Here is a 21,805-nt window from a genome sequence, read left to right on the forward strand (position 1 = left end):
CTTTATAATTAAGTTAAGCACCTCTGTAGTGCACATCATTTAAATAAGGTTTTATGGTGATTAATATGAAAATATCAAAACTAAGGTTTTTGAAAATTTTTCTACTATTATTGTTATTTGTAGCGCTTAGTAATAGAGCAATCTACGGAACTTTTAATATTCTTGCTTATCCAACTAAATTGACCTTTGACAGCTTTAGCTTCCCTAGTTCCGAAAAAACAATAACCTTAACTGGAGAAAATAAACCTAAATATTATATTTCTGATTCATTACATAAACTTACAGGCAAAAAAATCTATAGTGATATTTTAGATTTTAAAGGACCTGCAAGAACTATCTATCTTAAGATTGGTGAAGATGAATATCTTATATTCTCAACTGGAGGAGAAAATAACGATCCAAAGTAATTAGTTATAAAAAAGAACACACCTCTAAAATTTTAGAAGTGTGTTTTCTTTATAAGACCTTATCAACTATGCCATACTTAAAAGCTTCTTCTGCAGTCATATAGTAATCTCTTTCCATATCCTGCTCTATTCTTTCAAGAGGCTGACCTGTTCTCTCACTATATATTTTGTTTAACTTAGCTTTAGTTTTTAATAACCAATCAGCATGAATCTTTATATCCGTTGCCTGTCCCTGAAATCCTCCATGTACTGAAGGCTGATGTATTAGAATCTCACTGTTTGGAAGTGCAAATCTTTTTCCTTTAGCTCCTGCAGTTAATAAAAAAGATCCCATACTTGCAGCTAATCCTAAACATATAGTTGATACATCTGACTTTATATATTGCATTGTATCATATATAGCCATGCCTGCTGTTACAGAACCTCCTGGACTATTTATATACAAGTTAATATCCTTATCAGGATTATCTGACTCTAAAAATAATAACTGAGCAACTATAGTATTTGCAGTCTCATCTGTTACTGGTCCATTTAACATTATTATTCTATCCTTTAGAAGCCTTGAATATATGTCATAAGACCTCTCCCCTTTATTAGTCTGCTCAACAACCATTGGTACATAACTCATATTTATCACTCCTTATAACTTTATGCTGCCATAGAAAGTTTAGTCACATTAGAACCTCTTCTATCAAATACCATAACCTTACTTGTTCTAAATTCTCTTGGAGGAACTCCATAAATCCTTTTAAACGCTTTTGTAAAGGCCTCTTGAGAACTGAACTGATATTTTAACGCAATATCCACTATCTTATTATCTGTAGTTACTAGTTCACTTGCTGCCTCTTTAAGTCTTCTTTTTCTTATATATTCTGCCACTGGTTCCCCAACAACAGAATGGAATACTCTATGAAAATGATACTTTGATAAAAAAGCTTTATCTGCAAGTTCTTTTAACTCTATTTTGTTATCTAAATTGTCTTCAATGTATTCAATAGATTCTTTAATACAGGCATCATAGTTCAAGCTTAAACACCTACCTTGTTTATATCTGTTGATTATATTATAGTTTATGGTTTTTTATAAATCCTGTCTTTTTTTGCTAAAGTGATTTCTAGCATAATTAGGATATGTTATAATTGGGTTAAAGACTATAAGGAGTGATTTTCATGATTATGTTTTGGAATCAAAGAGAGGTTTTTATAGGTAATTCTCTTGAGAATTTTAATAGAGCTCAACATCTCCTTCAAATGAATAATATTAATTATAAGATTAAACTTTCTAGCAATAATAGTCCTAACTTAATTGCTTCACGTAGAGCAACTATGGGAATCTTTGGTGAAAACTCTACAGTTTCAACCATGTATTACATTTATGTTCATAAAAATGATTATGATGAAGCTTGTTATTTATTAAATGCTGCACACTAAATCCTTGGTGTGCAGCTATATTTATATTAAAATCCTCTTTTATATTGTTCTGGTATTAAGTCATCTCTTCCTTCTTCTTTAGCCCATTTTAAAATCACATATGGATCTCTAAGTAGTAATCTAGCTAGGAAGACAAACTCGCTTCTTTCATTTCCAAGTATCTCATCTACCATTTTCTTATCTGAGATTAACCCTCCAGCCATAACTGGTATTCCTGTATCTCTCTTAATAACTTCTGCAAACTTTACTTGATAACCTGGATATAGGTTGATTTTTGCATGAACTACAGCTCCTGCACTTACGTTTATTAAATCTATTCCATTTTCTTTTACTAAGTTTATTATCTTAGCTGTATCTTCTGGAGTGTTTCCACCTTCAGTAAAGTCTGAAGCTGATACTCTTAAAACTATAGGCATAGTTTCTGGAACTACTTCTTTTATTGCTTTTAATACTTCGTCTAAGAATTTAGCCCTATTTTCTAAACTTCCACCATATTCATCTTCTCTTTTATTTGATAATGGTGATAAAAACTCATTTATTAAATATCCATGAGCTCCATGTACTTCTATAAAATCAAATCCTGCTTTTACAGCTCTAAGGGCACCTTTCTTAAATGACTCTACTACATCTTTGATTTCTTCCTTTGTTAACTCTTTAGGAGTTTTGCTTTTATCGTCAAAAGCTATCTCAGATGGCGCAACTATATCTCCTGGATATTCAGATTTTCTTCCTGCATGAGCTAGTTGAATTCCTATTGGTGCACCATAAGCTTTAACTGAATCTGTTAGCTTTTTTAATCCTTCTATGTGTTCATCCTTCCATATACCCAAGTCTTTTTGAGATATTACACCTCTTTCTTCAACAGCTGTAGCTTCTATAATTATTCCACCAGCTCCTCCTATTGCTCTTGTTATATAGTGATGAATATGAAAATCCTTAACTTCTCCACTTTCATCACTTGAATACATGCACATGGGTGCCATCATAATTCTGTTTTTAAAAGTTATGTTTTTGATTTTAAAAGTATCAAATATTTTTGCCATTAGACTACCTCCAATATTTTAGTTTATATTTAAGCTAATTATATATTACTTACTAATTTTTTTAAAGTTGCTCTATATGTTATTTGTGTTAAAATTATTTTTAAGGATGGTGAATACATGAGCACACTTATTTTCTCCGATTTAAATATTGAATATGATAAAGAATGGAATAAAGATATTCCAAATTTAGTTTCTTATATAATTGATGAAGATCACACCATAAGTATGGGTGAAAAATTTACTACTAATATACATACTGACATAGTTATAAAAGATAAAAAGAATATATTTTTAAAGATTCCCTATAATACTAATAATCTAAATATACAAATACGTGCAGTTATAGACAATGATATTCTTATTTTAGATTTTGAAGAGCAAGATTTTATAGATTTTTTGAAGGAAAAAGGCTCTATCTATGGTAGGTTTGATGCTAAAATTATATTACTTTTCCTTTTTCAATACCTATCTATAACCTACACTGACACCTTGTTAGGTTTAGAAGATGATTTAAATGAACTCTTTGAGAAAGCAATAGACAAAGGTCATATTGATTTCAAAAAACTTCTTATAATGAAAAAAGAAAGTTCCTTAATAAAAAGAAACACTACATTTTACAAATCAATGATAAGTTATTTAGATGATGAGTTAGACGATTTACCTTTATATGAAAAGTTAATTTTTGTTCTAGATAATACTATAAACATGGTTGAAAATATAGAATCCTCAATATATTCTTGTATAGATATGTATAATTCCTTATCATCTAATAAGATGAATAAAACAATGCAGGTTTTAACTATAATCACTGTTATATCCTTACCTGCAACTATAATTACAGGTATATTTGGTATGAACTTTGATATTATGCCTCTACTTCATAACTATTATGGTTTTACCTTATCTATGGTTTTATTAATTTTAATAATAATCATAGAAATATATTTATTTAGAAAAAACAAATATATGTAATTTTATCTCATAAAAAGAGTGCTACAAATCTTCTTTTAATAAGTTTGTCTCACTCTTTTAGCTTAAATTACTATATCTCAAATATACATCTATCATCATTACAAATCTTATCTCTTCCTGTTCTTTTTGCTGTATATAATGCTCTATCTGCCATTTCTTTTAACTTATCTAAATCAACTACTTTATCTGGATAGGTTGATACTCCTATGGATACAGTTATGTTAATATACTCTTTATTCCCGATTTCAAAATCATATATCTTTACTGCTTTTCTTATTCTTGATGCTATTTGGAAGGCTTCTTCTTGTCCACAATCTAAAAGCAATATACAAAACTCTTCTCCTCCAACTCTACCTATAATATCAAAAGATCTACAGTTACTTTTAAGAATATAGGCTAATTCCTTTAGAACTATATCTCCTACAGGATGTCCATAAGTATCGTTTACTTTTTTAAAATGATCTATATCTACCATAAAACAAGATAAATCAAATTCATTTTCCTTAGCTTGTACGAAAGTTTCATTTACTAATTTATCAAAATTTCTTGTATTATTTAGTCCAGTTAAAAAATCTTGAGTAGAATTTTTTTTATATATTCTATAGAGTTCATTGGATTCCTGAACGTATTTTAATAAAAAATATTCTAGTGTTCCTGCTAGTAAAAAGGCTATAGAAAATTCTGATATAATCAAATATTTTTTCTCTACTTCATTCAATAAATATCCATAAGTTAAAAATAAAATCACCCATGAAACTCCCAAGGCTGTAAACCATCTTTTATTGAATTCTTTAACTTTTCTACTTAGAATATAAAAGCATATTAGACAGGATATCACTTGAATAATTGCAACTAAAGAAGATTGATTTAGTCCAAAATAGTTTATACGAAAAAATAAAATAATTACTCCTGATATTGCTGCGCTTGCTATTCCCCCTACTATATCCACAATCATTATAGTTAATATTCTAAGATCTAAGAACGTTTGTGTTTCAACAATATTTATGGTATAGATCATCATGAAAATACCTAATATTCCTCCAGCTATTCCTAATAATATTCTTTCTTTTACATCTTTCATAATATTTTGAGGTAATTCCTTTAATAAATGTTCCCCTATGAATGTAAAAGAAATAAGTAGTATCGTATTTATAAATAATTCACTAACCATAATTTCACCCCCTAAAATATTACTTTTAAAAATTATACTATTTTATAGGCTATTTTACAATATTTGTTCGTAATTATTTTTATATAATAATTACTTTTATTTATTTCGTATTTATAAACTAAAAAAGGCCATTCTACCTAAGTAGAATGACCTCTTTTTACTATAATTTAAATCTTTGTATTCCTAATTCAAGAGCTTTAGCTAACTCTTGAAGATCTTGTGCATATCTTGTAACTTCATCCATAGTTGCATTTATTTCTTCTGTTGAAGCTGATACTTCTTCCGATGCTGAAGCAGTTTCTTCTGATACAGAAGATATGTTTTCAATTTGACCTACTACTTCATCTTTTTTAGCATCAATTACTTTTGCCGAACTACCTATTTGTTTGATTCTTTCAGTTAAATCATTTATAGCATCCAATATTTTCATGAATATCTTTTCTGTCTCTTCTACTGCTATATCTTGGTCTTTTACTAGGTCATTTGATTCATTCATTGCCTTAGCTGCATTTTTAGACATAGTTTGTATGCTTTCAATTATTTTTCTGATTTCCTCTGTTGATTGTTTAGACTGTTCTGCAAGTTTTCTTATTTCATCTGCTACTACTGCAAAACCTCTTCCAGCTTCACCTGCTCTTGCAGCTTCAATGCTTGCATTTAAAGATAAAAGGTTTGTTTGTTCAGTAATATCTGCTATAGCATCAGAAATCATATTAATCTGTTCCGTTTTCTGACTCATGTCTGTAACTATCTGACTTACTTCATTAGAAGCTTCTTTGGTCCTGTCTGACTTACCTGCAAGTTCCTTAACTACATCTAATCCAATGTGTCCTAAGTCTAATGCATCATAGGCTACTTGTTCTAAATGGTTTGTGGTATCTGCAATTTCATCTATTCCTTCTGATAATACACTCATGCCCATTGCACCATCTTGAGCATTAGCTGCTTGTTCTGTAGCGCCTTGAGATATTTCTTCTATTGCTCTAGAAACTTGAGTTATAGATATTGTTGTTTCTCCTGCCATAGCTGCAAGGTTTGTAGAAGTCTCTAATACAACTTCTGAGGATACTTTAACTTCCGACATAAGACCTGATATGTTATCTATCATCATATTGAAATCTTTTCCTAAGAATCCAAATTCATCTCCCGACTTTATATCAACTCTAGTTGTTAAGTCACCCTTTGCAGTTTTACTAAATGCATCTCTTAATGCCTTTGCATGACTTGCCATTGATTTACTTAAAAAATAGGATAATATAGTTGATATTAATAGCATTACACCTATTGTAATAGCCATCATATAATTAATCGAGTCTACATCTTCACTTATTTCATCTTCACTCATTGAACCAATTATTTTCCAACCAGTGTTTTCATTAGTTGTGAAAGTTGCATATTTCTTATCACCATCATATACATAATCTGTAAATCCACTTGTACTTGTCTTTATATAATTCCAAACAGAAAGCTTACTAGCCTCTTCTGTACCTACTATCTCTTTATTTGGGTGTGCTATTATAACGCCGTTACTATCACTTATATACGCATAACCATTTTTTCCAACCTTAGAGTTTTCAAAAGTAGCTGTCATTCTTTCAAGTGAAACATCAACTCCTACAACCCCTACAACAGCACCATTATCTTCTACAGTTTGAACTAAACTTACAACCGTTTGTCCAGTTGCTACATCTACATAAGGACTTGTATAGAAAACTTTTCCTTTATTTTTAATAGCTTCTTTATACCACTCTCTTTCTTTATGGTTAAAGTCGCTAGGTAATTCAACTTTAGGATAAACTAAAAACTTTCCACTTTCTGTACCATAATAAGCATTTAAAACATCAACATTACTTGCTTTTATATCTTTTAAGTAAGCTTCAGTATACTGACTTCTATCCGCAGTACCTTCTGGTTTTGTAAAGTTAACATTTTGACTTGCCATCTTTAGTTGAATAGACATCGCATCAAAGTAATAATTAAGTGATGTATTAATTTCATGTACTGTTTGTTTACTTGTAAGTTCGAAATTTTTACTTAAAGTGTTTTTTGCTTGTCTATAATTTGACAATCCTAATATAATTAATGGTATTAGACATATGGATATTAAACTAACCATAAGCTTAGTACGTATCCCTTTTATGTTCATTTTCCTGTTTCTAGGCAATTAAACTCCCCCTTTTATTGTGATAAATGACAAAAATCCTTATTATTTATCATGCCTGTGTTTTAATTATCGACATTATTTTATCACACTTAAGCTACTATATAAATGTAATTTTTACTATTATTTAAATATTTTAAAGTAATTATTAATCTTTTACTTTAACTTGTATCAGTATTGTAACAAATTAGGTGTTCCTATCTTTAAATTACGTATTATATGCTAAAATAAGTTTAAGCTATGTTTATGCGAGGTGTTAAACATGAATAAAAAAATTTTGATTGTTGAAGATGAGGAGTCTATAGGAGATATTCTTTCCTATGCTCTTAGTAAAGAGGGCTTTTTGACTAAAGTTGCTAATAATGGAGCTATGGCTCGCGAACTATTAGATAAGTTTATCCCCAACTTAGTTATTTTAGATTTAATGTTACCTGATATAAATGGTTTGGATTTATGTAAATTAATAACTAAAAACTACAATGTACCTATAATTATGATAACAGCTAAATCTGATCCAGTAGATAAGATTTTAGGAATTGAATTAGGCGCTGATGATTATATAACTAAACCCTTTAATATAAGAGAAGTTATAGCAAGAGTTAAAGCTTTGTTTAGGAGAATTGAACTAATCTCTTCTAATGTTTCTTCTTATAATTCTAATGTAATTAAATTGAGAGATAATATAGAAATTCATACTGATGAACGTTCTGTAATTAAGGATAATAGTATTGTAGACTTAACTAATAAAGAGTATGACCTACTACTTTACTTAGCTCAAAATAAAGGAAGAATCCTTTCAAGAAGTCAGATTTTAGATAGTGTGTGGGGAATAGATTTTGTATGTGATACTAGAACTGTTGATATCCATGTTCAAAGAGTAAGAAAAAAACTTGATGAAAATAAGAACAACTCTATTATAGAAACAGCTTTTGGCATTGGCTATAAGCTTGTTAATTAAGAGGTGAATATGAGTTTATCTATAAGAAACAAACTTTTAATCTCATTTATATTTATTACATCTATTTCCCTAATGGCTTTAATAAGTTCATCTTATGAAGTTTTAAATAGTAATAACGAGTATTTTATTAATAAAGAAGTAACTGATACCAAAAATGGTATCGACTTATATTTGAAGCAATATTTCCTGGGAAAAACAATAGAGCTTAATGAGACTTCTATTAGGATTGAAGCCCCTAACTTATCTAAAGAGATCAGTAATAAGCTAGGTACTAGTGTAACTTTATATAACACTGGCTCTCAAGTTTTATACTCTATGGGAAATAGTTCTTTGACTAACTCTAAAGATTTAACTCAAGCCTTAGCTGGAAACATATCCTATACTATTGATAATAAAAATCAAGAAACTACAGTTTATTTTTCTTATCCAGTAGTCAGTAATGATGGAGTTATAGCTGTTCTAAGATATTCTAGAGATTATACTTACTTATTTAATCAGAGTTATGGCTTCTTAAACAGAGTTATTCCAGTTTCTGTGTTTATATTCATTGTAAGTGTGTTTCTTTCTTACTTAATCTCTAAACAAATAACAAAACCCATAACAACTCTTACAACCCAGGCAGAAAAGATTACAGAAGGCAACTGGAATGTCTCTCTTAAAACTAACTCTAACAAAGATGAAGTAAGTAAGTTAAGTAAGAGTTTTAAACTCATGGTTGATAAGATAAAGAGTCAACTAGACATCATAAGTAAAGATAGAGATACTTTAAAAGAGTTATCTTCTCAGCAAAAAAACTTCTTTGACAATGTTACTCATGAACTTAAAACTCCTATTACAACAATTGTTGGTTATGGTGAAATATTAAAAGATAACGGTTTTACAGATGAAGAGTTCTTTAATAGAGGTATTAATAAGATTGTTTCTGAAGGAAATAGATTAAATCGTATGGTTGTTCAACTTCTCGAACTATCTAAAAGCTCATCAAATGATTTTAGTTATGAGTTTAGAGAATTAAACTTATCTAAAGTCATAAAAAGCACTGCAGAAGAACTAAGTATTAAAGCTCATAGATATGGTATATCTATAAACTTAAATGTACTTGATGATATGACTATATATGGTGATGAAGATAAGATTAAAGAAGTTATAATAAACATTCTAGATAACTCTATAAAATATGGTTATCCGAACTCTTCTATTAAGATTACTTCTTTAACTGAAAATTCATCTTATAAACTTATAGTTCAGGATGAAGGTATAGGTATTAAACAAACTGAGCTAGAAAATATATTTTCTCCTTTTTATAGAGCTACTAAGATTGAGTCTAAAGAAAAAGGAAGTACAGGTTTAGGGTTAAGCATTGTTAAAAATATTTTAACTAAACACAATGCTTCTATAGATATTAAAAGTAAGGTCGATGTTGGAACTAAGGTTACACTTAGTTTTCCTAAAATGGAGGTTTAGAGATGAAAAAGCATTTTATATTAAAAGTTTTAGTCTTATTTATTTCTTTCTCTATACTTTCATTATGGTTTAATCCTACATCTATTTTTAGAAAAAAAACAAATACTATAGTACTTAATGATAGACCTATTAATATTTCATCTATTGAGGACTCTTCCTCTTATGTTAAAATAGATTCTACAAACAGCATTAATATAGGCAAATATTTTGATATAAGCTTTTGGATAAATAACGACGATATTTTTTTATCAAACATGTATTATTCATTTCATTCAAATGACAACGTAAAGATTTTAAATACAAAAACAAATTCTTACTCAAAAGTTGACTTGAAATATCAATCCTCGGAATATTGGGTATCTCCTTTGGGTGATGCTCTTTTATATAGAAGTTTAGACGAGTATACTGGTGAATATCTTAAAAGATATAATGAAGACATTTATAAAAAAATGCTTTCCTCTCCAAGTAAATTTTATTATTATTCCTTTTTAGATAATACTTCTACACCTATTCCAGAAGGATTATTGCCTATGAAGTGGCTTCCTGATGGTAGTGGATTTATAGCAAGATCAAGTGATTTTAGTAGTTTTGTTATTTATAATATAAATAGTAAGACAACTACTAATTTTCTTGATTATTCTTCTGGTATAGATGTCCCTTATGTATCTGAAGTCTATGTATCAAACGATGGTTCAACTTATTATTTTACTTATTACGATTATACATTAGGTATGTATTCAATTTATAAAATGAGTAAAAGAGATATGATGCCTGAAAAAATACTTAGTGATATGTCTATTAATGCTAATATAGAAATTATCAATAACAACTTACTTATACTTACTAATCCAGCTAAAATGTCAACATTTATATATGATGCTGAAAAACATAAACAACTCAAAACTATTAGCTCAACTTCAGTGAATTTTCGTATTAGTAATGACAAAAGCATGTTAGTATTTATTGAAGTAGGTAAATTGACAAAATTAAGTGTAGTTAATTTAAATGATCCTAACTTAACTTCAACAGAAATATTCCAAAACAAAAACTCTATCACAAACATAAGCTGGAGTAATGATAATAAATTATCATTTCAAGTTACAGACTCGTATAACGATAATAGTGTAGTTTACGTTTATTCCTTCAAATAATTTACAACTTAGATACAATATCTAGTTATTTTGATACATCAATATTATAAAATACCTCCTAGGAACTCTTTTCCTAGGAGGTTTTAATATGTACGTTTTTAAAGATATATCAAAAGATGAACTTAATAATTTCAACTATTATTCTCAAAAAGGGCATTTATTTCAATGTTCTAACTGGGGAGAAGTTAAAGAAAGTTGGATTTCTAAATATATTGGAGGCTTTAAAGAAAATACCGATGAGATAGTTCTAAGTTCTTTAATCCTAATAAGAAAACTGCCCTTTCTACCTAGATATATAGGTTATATTCCTAGAGGTTTTATTTGTAATTATGAAAATGAAACCCTACTGACAGATTTTTTTAGCTATTTAGATAAGTTTATGAAAGATAATAAGATAGCTTTTATAACTTTAGATCCTGACATCCCTTACAAAGTTAATGACTCCATAAACTCTAAGTCAGCTAAATTACTTAAATTTTTATCCTCAAAAAAAATCAAAGTTAACTCATCTACTAATTTTGATTCTATACAACCTGGAACTGTTTTCAGACTAGCTCTTCCTAAATGGGATAAAGATACTATAAAAGCAGCTACATTTAATAAATTTTCTTCAACTACTAAACGTAATATAAAAACAGCTTCTTCTAGAGGTTTAACAACTGAGTGTTATGATTCCACTAACATATCTCAGGAAACATTAACTAACTTTTATGAACTTATGAAAATAACAGGAAAACGAGATGGTTTTTTAATAAGAGACAGGAATTATTTTAATATACTTTTAAATAAATTGCATCCTAACATAACCATGTATTTAGTTAAATATGATTATGAAAAAGATTTTTCATATATGAATGCAAAACTTACCGAGTTAAGAGCAAAACAAGATATACTTCTTGATAAACTTAACAAAGATTCATCAAACATAAATATAAGTGATAAACTAAAAAACTCAATTAAAGATCTAGATAGACAGATACTTGAAACTAAATCTAAAATCGCCTCCATAAGTGTATATGAAGGTAAAACCATATACTTAAGTGGAGCTATCTACGCTCACTATGGGAATAAAGCCTGGTATCTCTATGGTGCATCACACGATATCTTAAGAAATACTATGCCTAATTATTTAATGCAATGGGAAATGATTAAGCACTCAATTGACTTAGGCTTAGAGCTTTATGACTTTAGAGGAACTCCTAAACCTACTGAAGCAAACAAGAATCTTTCTGGACTATATAAGTTTAAGAAAGGCTTTGGTGGGGACTTCATAGAATTTATAGGAGAAATATATATAATCAGAAGTAAGTTGTTATACTTTCTATATAAAACTGCCTTTCCAAAGTTTAAGGAAATCAGAAGTAACTTAAAAAAATAATCTATTACTTTTTACAACTTAGATACAACTATTGTATTAGACGAAACAAATTATGGCTATATTTAAATTAGGTGATGAATATGAATGTATGGTGTGAGGTTTATAAAGATAAAATAATTCACAATGTAGACCTTATAAAAAAGAAATCTTCAAAAAAACTTATGGCAGTAATTAAATCCAATGCATATGGATTAGGTATAAACGAAATATCTTCTATCTTAAGTCCTTTAGTGGATAGCTTTGCTGTTTCAACTTTAGAAGAAGCTCAAAGTCTAACTATAGAAAAAGATATTTTAGTTTTAACTCCTTTATGCGTATTTCACGATTATAACGATATAAATAGTAATATCATTTTAACTATAGATGATGAAGAAGATTTATCTTATCTAAATATGGAAAAACAATATAGAGTTCATATTTATGTTAACACTGGTATGAATAGATTTGGAATTGAAATAGATAAACTTCCTAAGTTTATCGAATATATAAAAAGTAATTATAAAAATGTTATTATCGAAGGTATCTATACTCACCTTCATAATACTAAAAACACTAATTACTCTTTAAAACAAATTGAAAACTTTAAGAAATGTGTAAACCCCTATATTGGAATTATTCCTAATATACATTGTTTAAATTCTAATGGCTTCTTAAATGATGTTTTATATGAGGTATGTGATTTTACTAATTTTATTAGAATCGGGAACTTACTCTATGGATATAGCGGATTAGATAAAGGATTTAAACAAACCTATTCTTTTAAAAGCAAAATACTAAAATCTTTTAAGGTCTCAAAAGATAATACCGTTGGTTATGGAGACAAATATAAAGCTCCTAAAGATATGCTTATCGGTGTCTTACCCATCGGTAAAATTCATAATTTTTATTGTTCTGTAAATAGGCATGGTTTATCTTTAATAAATCTACTAAGAATAATCTATAGATTTTTTGTACCTCTAAAGGAACTATATTTTGATGATAATCCTATCAATATAATTAGTCAGCCAAATATGGATAATACTTTAATAGATGCTACAAATCTAAAAGTTGGAGATATAATAACAGTTAAACTTTCTCCTATTATTGCTGATAGCTCAATTAAAAGAATATATATAAATAGTAATTAAAAGTCAAATGCTGCATACATTTTCTGTATACAGCATTTTATTAGTTCTCTTTATTATAATACGTAAATTTTCCTTTACCACTTCGTTTAGATTTATATAAAGCTTGGTCTGCCATTCTTGTAAGCTCAATTGTATCTGTACTATCAATATTCCATACAGCACCACCTACACTACATCCAACTCTTATTTCTTTTTGTTCTATGACAAATGGTCTGCTTAGATCTTCTATTATTTTATTTGCTACTAGACTTCCTCTAGCTTTTACATCCTCATTAGAATTTATTGCGACAACCACAAACTCATCTCCACCTAAACGTGCAACAAGTTCACCACTCCCTATATCTTCTTTAATTCTATCCGCTACTTCCTGAAGAAGCATATCGCCAATATGATGTCCATAGGTATCATTTACGGATTTAAATCCGTCTAAATCCATATAAAGAATTGTGAATGTTAAACTTTCATCCTTTGTTAATACTAACTTTTCTAAATAGTTCCCTAAAGCTATTCTATTAGGCAAACGAGTTAATTTATCGTAATTAGCTAACTCTTCCATCTCCCCGAGTTCACCTTTTGTTTTTATTAAGCTTTTAATCAAACTATCTAATGAAGATGATAAAACCTCTATTTCTCGTATTCCTTTAAATTTAGGCACATCAACAGCCTCACCCTCTCTAAGTTTGTTAGCTACAAAAGTAAGTTGTTTTAAAGGTTTAGTTATTATATTTGCACTAATAACTCCAAATATAACAAATGTTATTACCGCCAAAATTCCAAATGTCACTGAAAAAATAATTTGATTTTGTATAGCTTCATAGGCTAATTCTACTGGCTGCCTTGCTAGGATAACCCATCCTAGACCTGGATAATTTTCATATCCACTTTCTAAAATATATCCTGTCAGATATTTTTTACCATCTGGCCAAGTTTCAACCGACCATCCATTTTCTCCTGCTCTTGCTTTATCTATACTTTCCAAGTTAAGATTTGTTCCTATAAGTTCAGTTGGTCCAAGTAAAACAGCATTGTCTCCTTTACTTACAATAAAGACGTCCATTTTTTCCTTATTATTATTAGATTGAACCATAGTTCCTTCAACCTCTTTAGCCCAACCCCAACTTAAATGTGAAGCTAAAATCCCTGTAAGTTCTCCATTATCTGAAAATATAGGTGTACTTATATCTACAAACTTCATAGCTTCTCCTGTAGGATTTGGAAGCAAACTTGAGAGCAATACAGCATCGTGAACATCCCCTATATATGTACTGTTTAAAGCCTGATTGTATACAGGTCTAGCAGATATATTTTTCCCTTTAAGTATTCCATCAGTAGATTCTAATACCTCTCCATTTGGATCAATAAGACCTACCCATGAATATGAAGGAAAGTTAAGCTTCAACTCATCTAAAACTTTTCTAACTTCCTTAGTATTAGATGTATTTTTAAATATTTCTAACTTACTTAAAACATTTATCTCACCATATCTTGCCCACATATATTGGTCAAGTCTATTAGACATTTGCCATACTCTCTCTGATAAAGAGTTTCCAATCTCTTTTTTATATATGCTTATAGAATTAAGACTAATCACACTACTCAATATAAAAGTAAGTACTAAGATTATTATACTAAAACTTATTGTAAAGCGTGTTTTCAAATTTATAGATTTCTTCATTATAACTCCTCCATTACTAAATAAATATATCATAAATACATTTATTTTGTGAAGGATAACATAAAAAAGCTGTTTAGGAAGTAAAACCTCCTAAACAGCTAAATTTAACTAACTACACCCGCAACCGCAGCCACAGCCCTCTTCTTTCTTTTCACTTAACTTTCTTTTGCCACATGAGCATGTTGCATTTGGATCCTTAACTAATTCAACTGATTTATTGCCCCCACAGCGACATTGTTTTTTATTTTGTGTATTCTCCATGTACAACCATCCTTTTTATAAAATATTTTATTTCATTATACACTATAACTATCAAATAATAAATACTTTCAATAGATAATTATTATCATTTTATATTTCTAAATATAGCTTTATATAGTTTTTTTAAATTCTCTATATAATTAATTCACATTTTAATCACTAAATCTATACACTATACATATAAGAATGTTTTTTGGAGGATGTAAATGTACGTTAATATCGATGAAGAAATAAGAACTGAGAGTCTGGATGATTACAGTAACTATTTCAGATCTTTATCTTATGATGACGACTACGAAGATAGCGAATATACCCCTTTTAATACGGATATTCACCAAATACCTTTTGTACTTAATCCTTATTATATGCCTATTGGAGCAGACCTTGAGGCTTCCCAAGATATGCGAAAAAAGAAAAAATCAAAGTCTAACCCTAGACCTCCGTATCCTATGAATCCATATCCTATGAATCCATATTGGAATCATGGATATGGCTACGGCTACCCTTACCATCCATATCCTAATCAAGGATTTAATCCACTTCCTTGGTTCTTATTAGGATCTATACTTTAAAAATAAATGGTAGTTCATTCGTGAACTACCATTTTTAATCATTTAAATTTGGATTTTCTAAAGATATACACGCCTTTTTTATAAGTTTTATATCTTTAATCTCTGTATCTGAAGGAAATACTATTACTCTTATCTTGTAATTCCCTTTAATATATTCTATGGTTTTGTTTATTTGTTCTACATTTTTTACTTCTTCCCCTATTTCATTTTCCACCCAATTAATGGAGTTATAAATACTGTGCATAACTTTATTACGAAATTCTAATTGAGTAAATTCTGGCTTTAAATATTCTGATAATGTATCTTTAATATTAGAGTTAGCTTCATCTGCGCTTCCTATATATTCTAGCTCATTACTGTCTTTTTTATATATAAAGAAAATCCCTTTTTCTTCTGGAAGGCTCATTACATCAAAATCAATTAATTCTCCTAGGTTTTCTTTTATAAAATCCTTTGTTAATTCTTTTATATTTAATATATATTCATTTATTTGCAATTTTGCACCTCCTAATTATTCTATAGTATTCTCAATTATTATTTGTATTATTAGAAGGTTAGATTTTTAATGTTTTCCAAAATAGTTATTTATAATTTATTATTTTAACAACATCTCTAAATATACTTTCCTTACTTCTGTTACCATCAATAACATAATCACATTTTATAATATTAAATGCTTTACTATCATGCTCTACTCTTTGCAAAATATCCTCATCTACAACATTAAGCCTATTATGTTTTCTCAAACACATTCTATCAATTCTAATATCTTTATCTGTCTTTATATATAGTACTATTATCTTAGCATCTTTTATCTCTTTTTTTATTTTATCTACTCCAATTGGATCAATTACATAAACGGACACACCTTTATTTCTATATTGCTCCCTAGTAGCCCAGTAATGATTTGAATTAAAATATGTATAAGCTATTACTTCATCTTCTCTACTTGCAAACTCATGGTATGTAGCATCATCTACAAATATATGACCTTTTTCTCCATCATATCTTTTTTTCCTTGTTGTATAACTTTGTATATAATTATATCCTTCTTTTTCTAATCTTTCTGCAATAGTAGACTTTCCGCTTCCACTTTCACCTACTATACATATTATCTTATCCATTTTATGACTCCTTATAAAATTTGATAAATATATTATACACAAATTTAGTTTAAAATTCCTCATTCAATTTTTAATCTATTATTAAAGGATTTTCATCCTACATGTAGAATTATTTTTTAAAGGGGGTGACAATTATGTTTGAATATACATTTACTAACGTTATAGAAGTTCTTACACCATTCGAAGTTGATTTTGATCAAGTTAAAACAGAAGTTACACAAACTAATGAATACACTAGAAACTTATTTAAGTACCCAAACGGTTTGATATTAGATACTTATCAATACCGTGATAAAGTTGTTATTAAAAGCAATAGAAAGTTAGAAGAAAAAGATGGCGCTGTTAGCGTTGTACTTTAGACACCTATTTTATAGTGTTAACTTATAATCCAAAATTTTTATAATAAAAAACACTAAGTCTAAAACTTAGTGTTTTTTGTGCGAGATAAGTCTATAAGCCGAGTTCTGTATTAGTCAATCATCTATCTAGGCCTATTGTTCCCAATAGGCTCAAGCGACACACCCAGAGGCGGGACGAGCAGCCCCATTTGCCTCTCTATTCGGTCTTGCTCCAGATGGGGTTTACATAGCCATATAGTCACCTATATGCTGGTGAGCTCTTACCTCACCTTTCCACCCTTACCCAAAAACTTGGGCGGTATATCTCTGTTGCACTTTCCTTAGAGTCACCTCCACTGGCAGTTAACCAGCACCCTGCTCTGCGGAGCTCGGACTTTCCTCTCCTGACGTAAGTCAGCAGCGATTGACTGGCTTACTCGCAAGATTTATCTTATCATATAAGAGTGTATTTTGCAAATTATTTATTTTACTAACTTTAGTGAATTACTTACAAATACTCAATGCGATAAGTAAAAGAAAAATAATAACCACACCAAACATTCCAACTCCTGAAAATAACAAAACTAAAAACATGACTCCAAGTATCCCAAGTTTAGTTGGTGTTAGCTCAATAGAAGAATATTTCTTTTTACTAATGTACTTTCCTATCTTCATATTTCCGATTTTCATATTACCTATTTTTCCTGACTCTATATTCTTCTTTAATTTAGAACTTTCATATATATCCTTTATATCTTCAAGAACTTTTTTAGAATCTTCCGCTAAGTTTTCCCTATTGCCGCTAACATAACCTACCCCTGGTTTATATTTGCTTTCTCTTTTTTTACTCATTTTTTCCCTCAAAAGTATTGTTATTATATTACTACATATATATGCTTTAGTTTCCTTTTATGATAAAAATCTTATTCAACTAAATACTCCATTACAAAAAAATAAAAGCTATCTCTAGCTCTTATTATATCAACTCTATATAAATTTATATGGATCTTCTGATTTTTTCGATATTAAAATTTCAATACCTTCAACTGATTTAATGTCTTTTATAATTTTTTTAGATAGCTCCATAAACACTGGCCATTCGCTTCCAAAGTGTCCTATATCAAGAATATTTAATCCCATTTCTTTATAATCACTTGCATAATGATAAGTAGTATCACCTGTTATTACACAATCTGCCCCATTATTATAAGCTATAGAGAAAAAATCTTGACCGCTTCCATTTATTATAGCTATCTTTTTAATTCTATCATTTCCAGATGGAACATATCTCAAATTACTAATATTTAAAGAGATTTTAACTTTATCTATTAACTCATCTAATGTTATTACTTCTTCTAATTCTACAAATCTTCCTATCCCACTCTCATCAAAACCTTTAACTTTTGTTGGTTCTAATATGGACTTAGCTGAAAATCCAAGAAGTTCAACTATTTTATCATTTAAACCTTCTTTAACAGAATCAAAGTTTGTGTGACTTGAATAGAGATTTATATTATTTTTTATAAGATTAATTATTTTTTTACCCATCAAAGTATCTGTAGTTATAGTAGATGGTTTTCTAAAAATTAATGGATGATGAGTAATAATTAGATCCACATTATGCGCTTTAGCTTCTTCTATTACATCTAGTGTGCAATCTAACGCTATTAACACCTTCTTAATATCCGATTTTTTATCTCCAACCATAAGCCCAACATTATCATAATCTTCTTTTAATATAGGTGGAGCTATCTTTTCCATAATATTAATTATTTGTTCTAACTTCATATTATTAGCTCCTTTAATCTCTTTATTTTATCTGTGATTTCTACTTTTCTTTTAATAGCACTTTCAGTATCCTCTCTTATAAAAGAAAGAATAGTTTTGTATCTATCAAGTTTATTTTGTATAAAATCTTTAATTAATGGATGTTTATCCTCTATAAGTCTTGTGCTAACTTCATAATAAAAGGAATCTTCCTTAACTTTTACTTCATCTATTTTGTTTTTATTGTATTTTACTTTAAAAACCTCATAAAATATATTTTCATCTATAACTAAGTCTTCTTTTAAAATCTCAAAAGGACCTTTATATAAAAATTCTCTTAAGATTTCTGCATTTTGAGCTGGTTGTAGAATCATATATTTAAATTTTTGTACCTTCTTTATGTCTTGTACAATAATATCTCTTATTAAATTACCGCCCATTCCAGCAATAATAGCGGCTTCAACTTCTCCTAATCTTACAGTGGCTAAACCCGCACCTAATCTACATTGAATCTTATCAGAAACACCCTCAAACCTAACATTGCTTTCTGCCTTCTCTTTTGGCCCCTTGTTTATGTCTGAAGCAATCGCTTTAGTGCATATTTTATTTTTAACTGCATAAATAGGAATATATCCATGGTCTGTTCCAACATCAATCACACTTTCACACTTATCCATGTTATTCACTATACACATTAATCTTTTGCTTAACTCCATAATTACTCCGTTCTATAGATAGACATTTAATATCTTAATTTGAAACAAGAGAAATGCTAAGGCTATAGCTAAAGCTATATATATAAATTTATATGCAGATCTCTTATCATATTTTGCATTAAAATGTGAAGCATAATACATGCAAAATAAAATAATCATATTTAAAACTCCATATGACATTTGCTTAAACGCAAAGTTTTTACCAGTTCCCATTACTATGGGTTGAAATTTACCATCAAAGCTTAGTGGCATTGATGCTGGCAATGCTTGTTTTAAATATAATATAAACGGATTTAAGATTATATAAAAGATTATTACTGTAGTTAATATAAATGGAACAAATAACTTTTTATCTTTATATAATCTTCTATTTTTGTTTACTTTAGTTTCAAATTCCTGTAATTCTATATCTTTTTCTTCTATTATATTTTTAAATTTCTCAGCGTCTATTGGTGATATTCCATAACTTATCTCTGATGAATGTAAGTATATTACTTCACTATTAGAGGATGCAAACATATTGGTAACCCCAACATTATCAACAACATAATTACCAAATCCATACCTATCTCTTCCAAATCCCGAAAGTTTAAAACCTTTTATAGGACCTGTACTAACATTGTATCCATCAATATCATCTAAGTGTATTTTTATTTTTCTTATACCCAGTAACGAATTTATTATTACTATATTATTTTCTATCTGATACTTCAAAGTTAGTGTGATTAATAAATAGTAAATACAATATATATTAAATAAAATAACTAAAAGCTGTAGTAATGTTAATTCTATGTAAGAATTTACAAAGCTATTTACTGCTAAATACAGCCCATTAGCAACTACTATATACATTATAATTTCCAACAATGCTAAGCCTTTTTTAGGCTTAAATTCTTCCATTAAAATCACCTCAAAAATCATTATAGCATAGGATATAAAAATTAGCACCTAAAAAGGTGCTAATAACTAATCTAAATAATCTTTTAACTTTTTGCTTCTACTAGGATGTCTTAGCTTTCTTAAAGCTTTAGCTTCTATCTGTCTTATTCTTTCTCTAGTTACATTAAACTCTTTTCCAACTTCCTCAAGAGTTCTAGCTCTTCCATCATCTAAACCAAATCTTAGTCTTAAAACTTTTTCTTCTCTAGGAGTTAGTGTATCTAATACATTAATCAATTGTTCTTTAAGCATTGTAAATGCAGCCTGCTCTGCTGGTGCTGGAGCATCATCATCCGGAATAAAGTCTCCAAGATGCGAATCTTCCTCTTCTCCTATAGGAGTTTCTAATGAAACTGGTTCTTGAGCTATCTTTTGAATCTCTCTAACCTTATCTACAGGTAAATCCATAACCTTAGATATTTCTTCTGGGAAAGGATCTCTTCCAAGTTCTTGTAATAGTTGTCTTTGAACTCTTATAAGTTTATTTATAGTTTCAACCATATGAACTGGTATTCTTATTGTTCTTGCTTGGTCTGCTATAGCTCTTGTTATAGCCTGCCTTATCCACCAAGTAGCATATGTTGAAAACTTAAATCCTTTAGTAAAATCGAATTTTTCAACGGCTTTTATAAGTCCTAAATTACCTTCTTGAATTAAATCTAAAAATAACATTCCTCTACCAACGTATCTTTTGGCAATAGATACAACTAATCTTAAATTAGCTTCTGCTAACTTCTTTTTAGCATAACTATCCCCATTTTCAATTCTCTGAGCAAGTTGAATTTCTTCCTCAGAAGATAGCAGTGGAACCTTACCTATTTCTTTCAAATACATTCTAACAGGGTCATCTATAGCAATTCCTTCTGGGATTGATAAATCAAGTTCTTCTTCAACTTCTGCTTCTCCAATATCACCTAAAACTTCAATTCCCATGGACTCTAATACTTCATATATCTTTTCTATTTGTTCAGGGTTTAGATCTATTTCATCAAGTTCATCCATTATCTCCTTGTATGTTATGCTTCCACTTTTCTTACCCTTCTCAATTAACTTCTTAACAACTGTCATTTTTGTGCTTTTATCTTTTAAATCCTCAGTCTTTTCAACCTTATCCTTACCTTTAGTAATTTTTTCAGCCATTAAAATACCTC

Annotated in this window: 24 protein-coding genes and 1 other RNA gene; 10 read left to right on the plus strand and 15 right to left on the minus strand. The window is 29.0% G+C overall.

The window, feature by feature from the left end; genetic code table 11:
- Positions 1-89 precede the first annotated feature (89 nt).
- Positions 90-407: a hypothetical protein gene (locus P8F83_RS10985; RefSeq protein WP_326514631.1), complete on the plus strand. Its 318-nt coding sequence runs from the start codon at positions 90-92 to the stop codon at positions 405-407.
- A 49-nt stretch (positions 408-456) separates the two neighbouring features.
- Here the strand turns inward: P8F83_RS10985 and clpP are convergent, their stop codons facing one another.
- Both clpP and P8F83_RS10995 read right to left on the minus strand, forming a co-directional pair.
- The gene (clpP, locus tag P8F83_RS10990; RefSeq protein WP_326514632.1) at positions 457-1,035 is read right to left on the minus strand and encodes an ATP-dependent Clp endopeptidase proteolytic subunit ClpP; all 579 of its coding nucleotides are present in this window, start codon (positions 1,033-1,035) and stop codon (positions 457-459) included.
- Between the two features lie 20 nt (positions 1,036-1,055).
- Positions 1,056-1,433 (minus strand): helix-turn-helix transcriptional regulator, encoded by a 378-nt coding sequence (locus P8F83_RS10995; protein ID WP_326514633.1) that lies wholly within the window; start codon positions 1,431-1,433, stop codon positions 1,056-1,058.
- 143 nt (positions 1,434-1,576) lie between these two features.
- Between P8F83_RS10995 and P8F83_RS11000 the strand changes: the two genes are divergently transcribed.
- Entirely contained in the window at positions 1,577-1,837 is a 261-nt protein-coding gene (locus P8F83_RS11000; RefSeq protein WP_326514634.1) for a hypothetical protein, read from the plus strand.
- A gap of 26 nt (positions 1,838-1,863) precedes the next feature.
- Here the strand turns inward: P8F83_RS11000 and namA are convergent, their stop codons facing one another.
- Positions 1,864-2,880, minus strand: coding sequence for an NADPH dehydrogenase NamA (namA, locus tag P8F83_RS11005; protein ID WP_326514635.1), 1,017 nt, complete (start codon positions 2,878-2,880; stop codon positions 1,864-1,866).
- 117 nt (positions 2,881-2,997) lie between these two features.
- Here namA and P8F83_RS11010 point away from each other — a divergent pair, with 117 nt between their 5' ends.
- Positions 2,998-3,852 (plus strand): CorA family divalent cation transporter, encoded by an 855-nt coding sequence (locus tag P8F83_RS11010; protein WP_326514636.1) that lies wholly within the window; start codon positions 2,998-3,000, stop codon positions 3,850-3,852.
- A 70-nt stretch (positions 3,853-3,922) separates the two neighbouring features.
- Here P8F83_RS11010 and P8F83_RS11015 read toward each other — a convergent pair whose 3' ends face one another.
- Positions 3,923-5,023, minus strand: coding sequence for a GGDEF domain-containing protein (locus P8F83_RS11015; protein ID WP_326514637.1), 1,101 nt, complete (start codon positions 5,021-5,023; stop codon positions 3,923-3,925).
- A gap of 160 nt (positions 5,024-5,183) precedes the next feature.
- Positions 5,184-7,169 carry a methyl-accepting chemotaxis protein gene (locus P8F83_RS11020; protein WP_326514638.1) on the minus strand — a complete coding sequence of 662 codons (1,986 nt, stop codon included), beginning with the start codon at positions 7,167-7,169 and terminating at the stop codon, positions 5,184-5,186.
- Between the two features lie 277 nt (positions 7,170-7,446).
- On the opposite strand from P8F83_RS11020, the gene P8F83_RS11025 reads away from it, so the two are divergent.
- The 5 genes from P8F83_RS11025 (at position 7,447) to P8F83_RS11045 (ending at position 13,262) form a co-directional block, all read left to right on the plus strand.
- Positions 7,447-8,142, plus strand: coding sequence for a response regulator transcription factor (locus tag P8F83_RS11025; protein ID WP_286904068.1), 696 nt, complete (start codon positions 7,447-7,449; stop codon positions 8,140-8,142).
- A gap of 9 nt (positions 8,143-8,151) precedes the next feature.
- Positions 8,152-9,606, plus strand: coding sequence for a sensor histidine kinase (locus P8F83_RS11030; RefSeq protein ID WP_326514639.1), 1,455 nt, complete (start codon positions 8,152-8,154; stop codon positions 9,604-9,606).
- Positions 9,607-9,608: 2 nt separating this feature from the next.
- Positions 9,609-10,757 carry a hypothetical protein gene (locus tag P8F83_RS11035; RefSeq protein ID WP_326514640.1) on the plus strand — a complete coding sequence of 383 codons (1,149 nt, stop codon included), beginning with the start codon at positions 9,609-9,611 and terminating at the stop codon, positions 10,755-10,757.
- Between the two features lie 88 nt (positions 10,758-10,845).
- Positions 10,846-12,135, plus strand: a complete 1,290-nt coding sequence (locus tag P8F83_RS11040; protein WP_326514641.1) for a lipid II:glycine glycyltransferase FemX — start codon at positions 10,846-10,848, stop codon at positions 12,133-12,135.
- Between the two features lie 80 nt (positions 12,136-12,215).
- Complete coding sequence (locus P8F83_RS11045) at positions 12,216-13,262, plus strand: alanine racemase (protein WP_326514642.1); 1,047 nt, start codon at positions 12,216-12,218, stop codon at positions 13,260-13,262.
- Positions 13,263-13,302: 40 nt separating this feature from the next.
- Here P8F83_RS11045 and P8F83_RS11050 read toward each other — a convergent pair whose 3' ends face one another.
- The gene (locus tag P8F83_RS11050; RefSeq protein WP_326514643.1) at positions 13,303-14,937 is read right to left on the minus strand and encodes a putative bifunctional diguanylate cyclase/phosphodiesterase; all 1,635 of its coding nucleotides are present in this window, start codon (positions 14,935-14,937) and stop codon (positions 13,303-13,305) included.
- Positions 14,938-15,045: 108 nt separating this feature from the next.
- Positions 15,046-15,198: a hypothetical protein gene (locus tag P8F83_RS11055; protein ID WP_156337820.1), complete on the minus strand. Its 153-nt coding sequence runs from the start codon at positions 15,196-15,198 to the stop codon at positions 15,046-15,048.
- A gap of 206 nt (positions 15,199-15,404) precedes the next feature.
- On the opposite strand from P8F83_RS11055, the gene P8F83_RS11060 reads away from it, so the two are divergent.
- Positions 15,405-15,770 carry a hypothetical protein gene (locus P8F83_RS11060; protein ID WP_315109593.1) on the plus strand — a complete coding sequence of 122 codons (366 nt, stop codon included), beginning with the start codon at positions 15,405-15,407 and terminating at the stop codon, positions 15,768-15,770.
- Between the two features lie 34 nt (positions 15,771-15,804).
- Here P8F83_RS11060 and P8F83_RS11065 read toward each other — a convergent pair whose 3' ends face one another.
- Both P8F83_RS11065 and P8F83_RS11070 read right to left on the minus strand, forming a co-directional pair.
- Complete coding sequence (locus P8F83_RS11065) at positions 15,805-16,266, minus strand: hypothetical protein (RefSeq protein WP_326514644.1); 462 nt, start codon at positions 16,264-16,266, stop codon at positions 15,805-15,807.
- 85 nt (positions 16,267-16,351) lie between these two features.
- Positions 16,352-16,894: an AAA family ATPase gene (locus tag P8F83_RS11070; RefSeq protein WP_326514645.1), complete on the minus strand. Its 543-nt coding sequence runs from the start codon at positions 16,892-16,894 to the stop codon at positions 16,352-16,354.
- 134 nt (positions 16,895-17,028) lie between these two features.
- Between P8F83_RS11070 and P8F83_RS11075 the strand changes: the two genes are divergently transcribed.
- On the plus strand, positions 17,029-17,253 hold the full coding sequence (locus P8F83_RS11075) for a hypothetical protein (RefSeq protein ID WP_073018839.1): 225 nt from the start codon (positions 17,029-17,031) through the stop codon (positions 17,251-17,253).
- 77 nt (positions 17,254-17,330) lie between these two features.
- Here P8F83_RS11075 and rnpB read toward each other — a convergent pair.
- From rnpB to rpoD, 6 genes are all read right to left on the minus strand, one after another.
- Positions 17,331-17,672, minus strand: an RNA gene (gene rnpB, locus P8F83_RS11080) — RNase P RNA component class A.
- 64 nt (positions 17,673-17,736) lie between these two features.
- On the minus strand, positions 17,737-18,084 hold the full coding sequence (locus P8F83_RS11085; protein WP_073018832.1) for a hypothetical protein: 348 nt from the start codon (positions 18,082-18,084) through the stop codon (positions 17,737-17,739).
- A 135-nt stretch (positions 18,085-18,219) separates the two neighbouring features.
- Positions 18,220-19,020: a Nif3-like dinuclear metal center hexameric protein gene (locus P8F83_RS11090; protein ID WP_326514646.1), complete on the minus strand. Its 801-nt coding sequence runs from the start codon at positions 19,018-19,020 to the stop codon at positions 18,220-18,222.
- On the minus strand, positions 19,017-19,715 hold the full coding sequence (locus P8F83_RS11095) for a tRNA (adenine(22)-N(1))-methyltransferase (protein WP_326514647.1): 699 nt from the start codon (positions 19,713-19,715) through the stop codon (positions 19,017-19,019). The genes P8F83_RS11090 and P8F83_RS11095 overlap by 4 nt, the downstream gene beginning before the upstream one ends.
- 12 nt (positions 19,716-19,727) lie before the next feature.
- Positions 19,728-20,615, minus strand: a complete 888-nt coding sequence (locus tag P8F83_RS11100; protein ID WP_326514648.1) for a PH domain-containing protein — start codon at positions 20,613-20,615, stop codon at positions 19,728-19,730.
- A 66-nt stretch (positions 20,616-20,681) separates the two neighbouring features.
- Positions 20,682-21,794, minus strand: a complete 1,113-nt coding sequence (rpoD, locus tag P8F83_RS11105) for an RNA polymerase sigma factor RpoD (RefSeq protein WP_073018821.1) — start codon at positions 21,792-21,794, stop codon at positions 20,682-20,684.
- Between the last annotated feature and the right edge of the window lie 11 nt (positions 21,795-21,805).

It is taken from the genome of Clostridium intestinale (assembly GCF_035905475.1).
Classification (GTDB): Bacteria; Bacillota; Clostridia; order Clostridiales; family Clostridiaceae; genus Clostridium_T; species Clostridium_T intestinale.

Coding starts and splice junctions, on each gene's coding strand:
- rpoD (WP_073018821.1), bottom strand. CDS start 21,794: ATGGCTGAAAAAATTACTAAAGGTAAGGATAAGGTTGAAAAGACTGAG.
- namA (WP_326514635.1), bottom strand. CDS start 2,880: ATGGCAAAAATATTTGATACTTTTAAAATCAAAAACATAACTTTTAAA.
- P8F83_RS11015 (WP_326514637.1), bottom strand. CDS start 5,023: ATGGTTAGTGAATTATTTATAAATACGATACTACTTATTTCTTTTACA.
- P8F83_RS11075 (WP_073018839.1), top strand. CDS start 17,029: ATGTTTGAATATACATTTACTAACGTTATAGAAGTTCTTACACCATTC.
- P8F83_RS11000 (WP_326514634.1), top strand. CDS start 1,577: ATGATTATGTTTTGGAATCAAAGAGAGGTTTTTATAGGTAATTCTCTT.
- P8F83_RS11085 (WP_073018832.1), bottom strand. CDS start 18,084: ATGAGTAAAAAAAGAGAAAGCAAATATAAACCAGGGGTAGGTTATGTT.
- P8F83_RS11095 (WP_326514647.1), bottom strand. CDS start 19,715: ATGGAGTTAAGCAAAAGATTAATGTGTATAGTGAATAACATGGATAAG.
- P8F83_RS11030 (WP_326514639.1), top strand. CDS start 8,152: ATGAGTTTATCTATAAGAAACAAACTTTTAATCTCATTTATATTTATT.
- P8F83_RS11025 (WP_286904068.1), top strand. CDS start 7,447: ATGAATAAAAAAATTTTGATTGTTGAAGATGAGGAGTCTATAGGAGAT.
- P8F83_RS11050 (WP_326514643.1), bottom strand. CDS start 14,937: ATGAAGAAATCTATAAATTTGAAAACACGCTTTACAATAAGTTTTAGT.
- P8F83_RS11035 (WP_326514640.1), top strand. CDS start 9,609: ATGAAAAAGCATTTTATATTAAAAGTTTTAGTCTTATTTATTTCTTTC.
- P8F83_RS11100 (WP_326514648.1), bottom strand. CDS start 20,615: ATGGAAGAATTTAAGCCTAAAAAAGGCTTAGCATTGTTGGAAATTATA.
- P8F83_RS11010 (WP_326514636.1), top strand. CDS start 2,998: ATGAGCACACTTATTTTCTCCGATTTAAATATTGAATATGATAAAGAA.
- clpP (WP_326514632.1), bottom strand. CDS start 1,035: ATGAGTTATGTACCAATGGTTGTTGAGCAGACTAATAAAGGGGAGAGG.
- P8F83_RS11040 (WP_326514641.1), top strand. CDS start 10,846: ATGTACGTTTTTAAAGATATATCAAAAGATGAACTTAATAATTTCAAC.
- P8F83_RS11070 (WP_326514645.1), bottom strand. CDS start 16,894: ATGGATAAGATAATATGTATAGTAGGTGAAAGTGGAAGCGGAAAGTCT.
- P8F83_RS11020 (WP_326514638.1), bottom strand. CDS start 7,169: ATGAACATAAAAGGGATACGTACTAAGCTTATGGTTAGTTTAATATCC.
- P8F83_RS11060 (WP_315109593.1), top strand. CDS start 15,405: ATGTACGTTAATATCGATGAAGAAATAAGAACTGAGAGTCTGGATGAT.
- P8F83_RS11045 (WP_326514642.1), top strand. CDS start 12,216: ATGAATGTATGGTGTGAGGTTTATAAAGATAAAATAATTCACAATGTA.
- P8F83_RS11090 (WP_326514646.1), bottom strand. CDS start 19,020: ATGAAGTTAGAACAAATAATTAATATTATGGAAAAGATAGCTCCACCT.
- P8F83_RS11055 (WP_156337820.1), bottom strand. CDS start 15,198: ATGGAGAATACACAAAATAAAAAACAATGTCGCTGTGGGGGCAATAAA.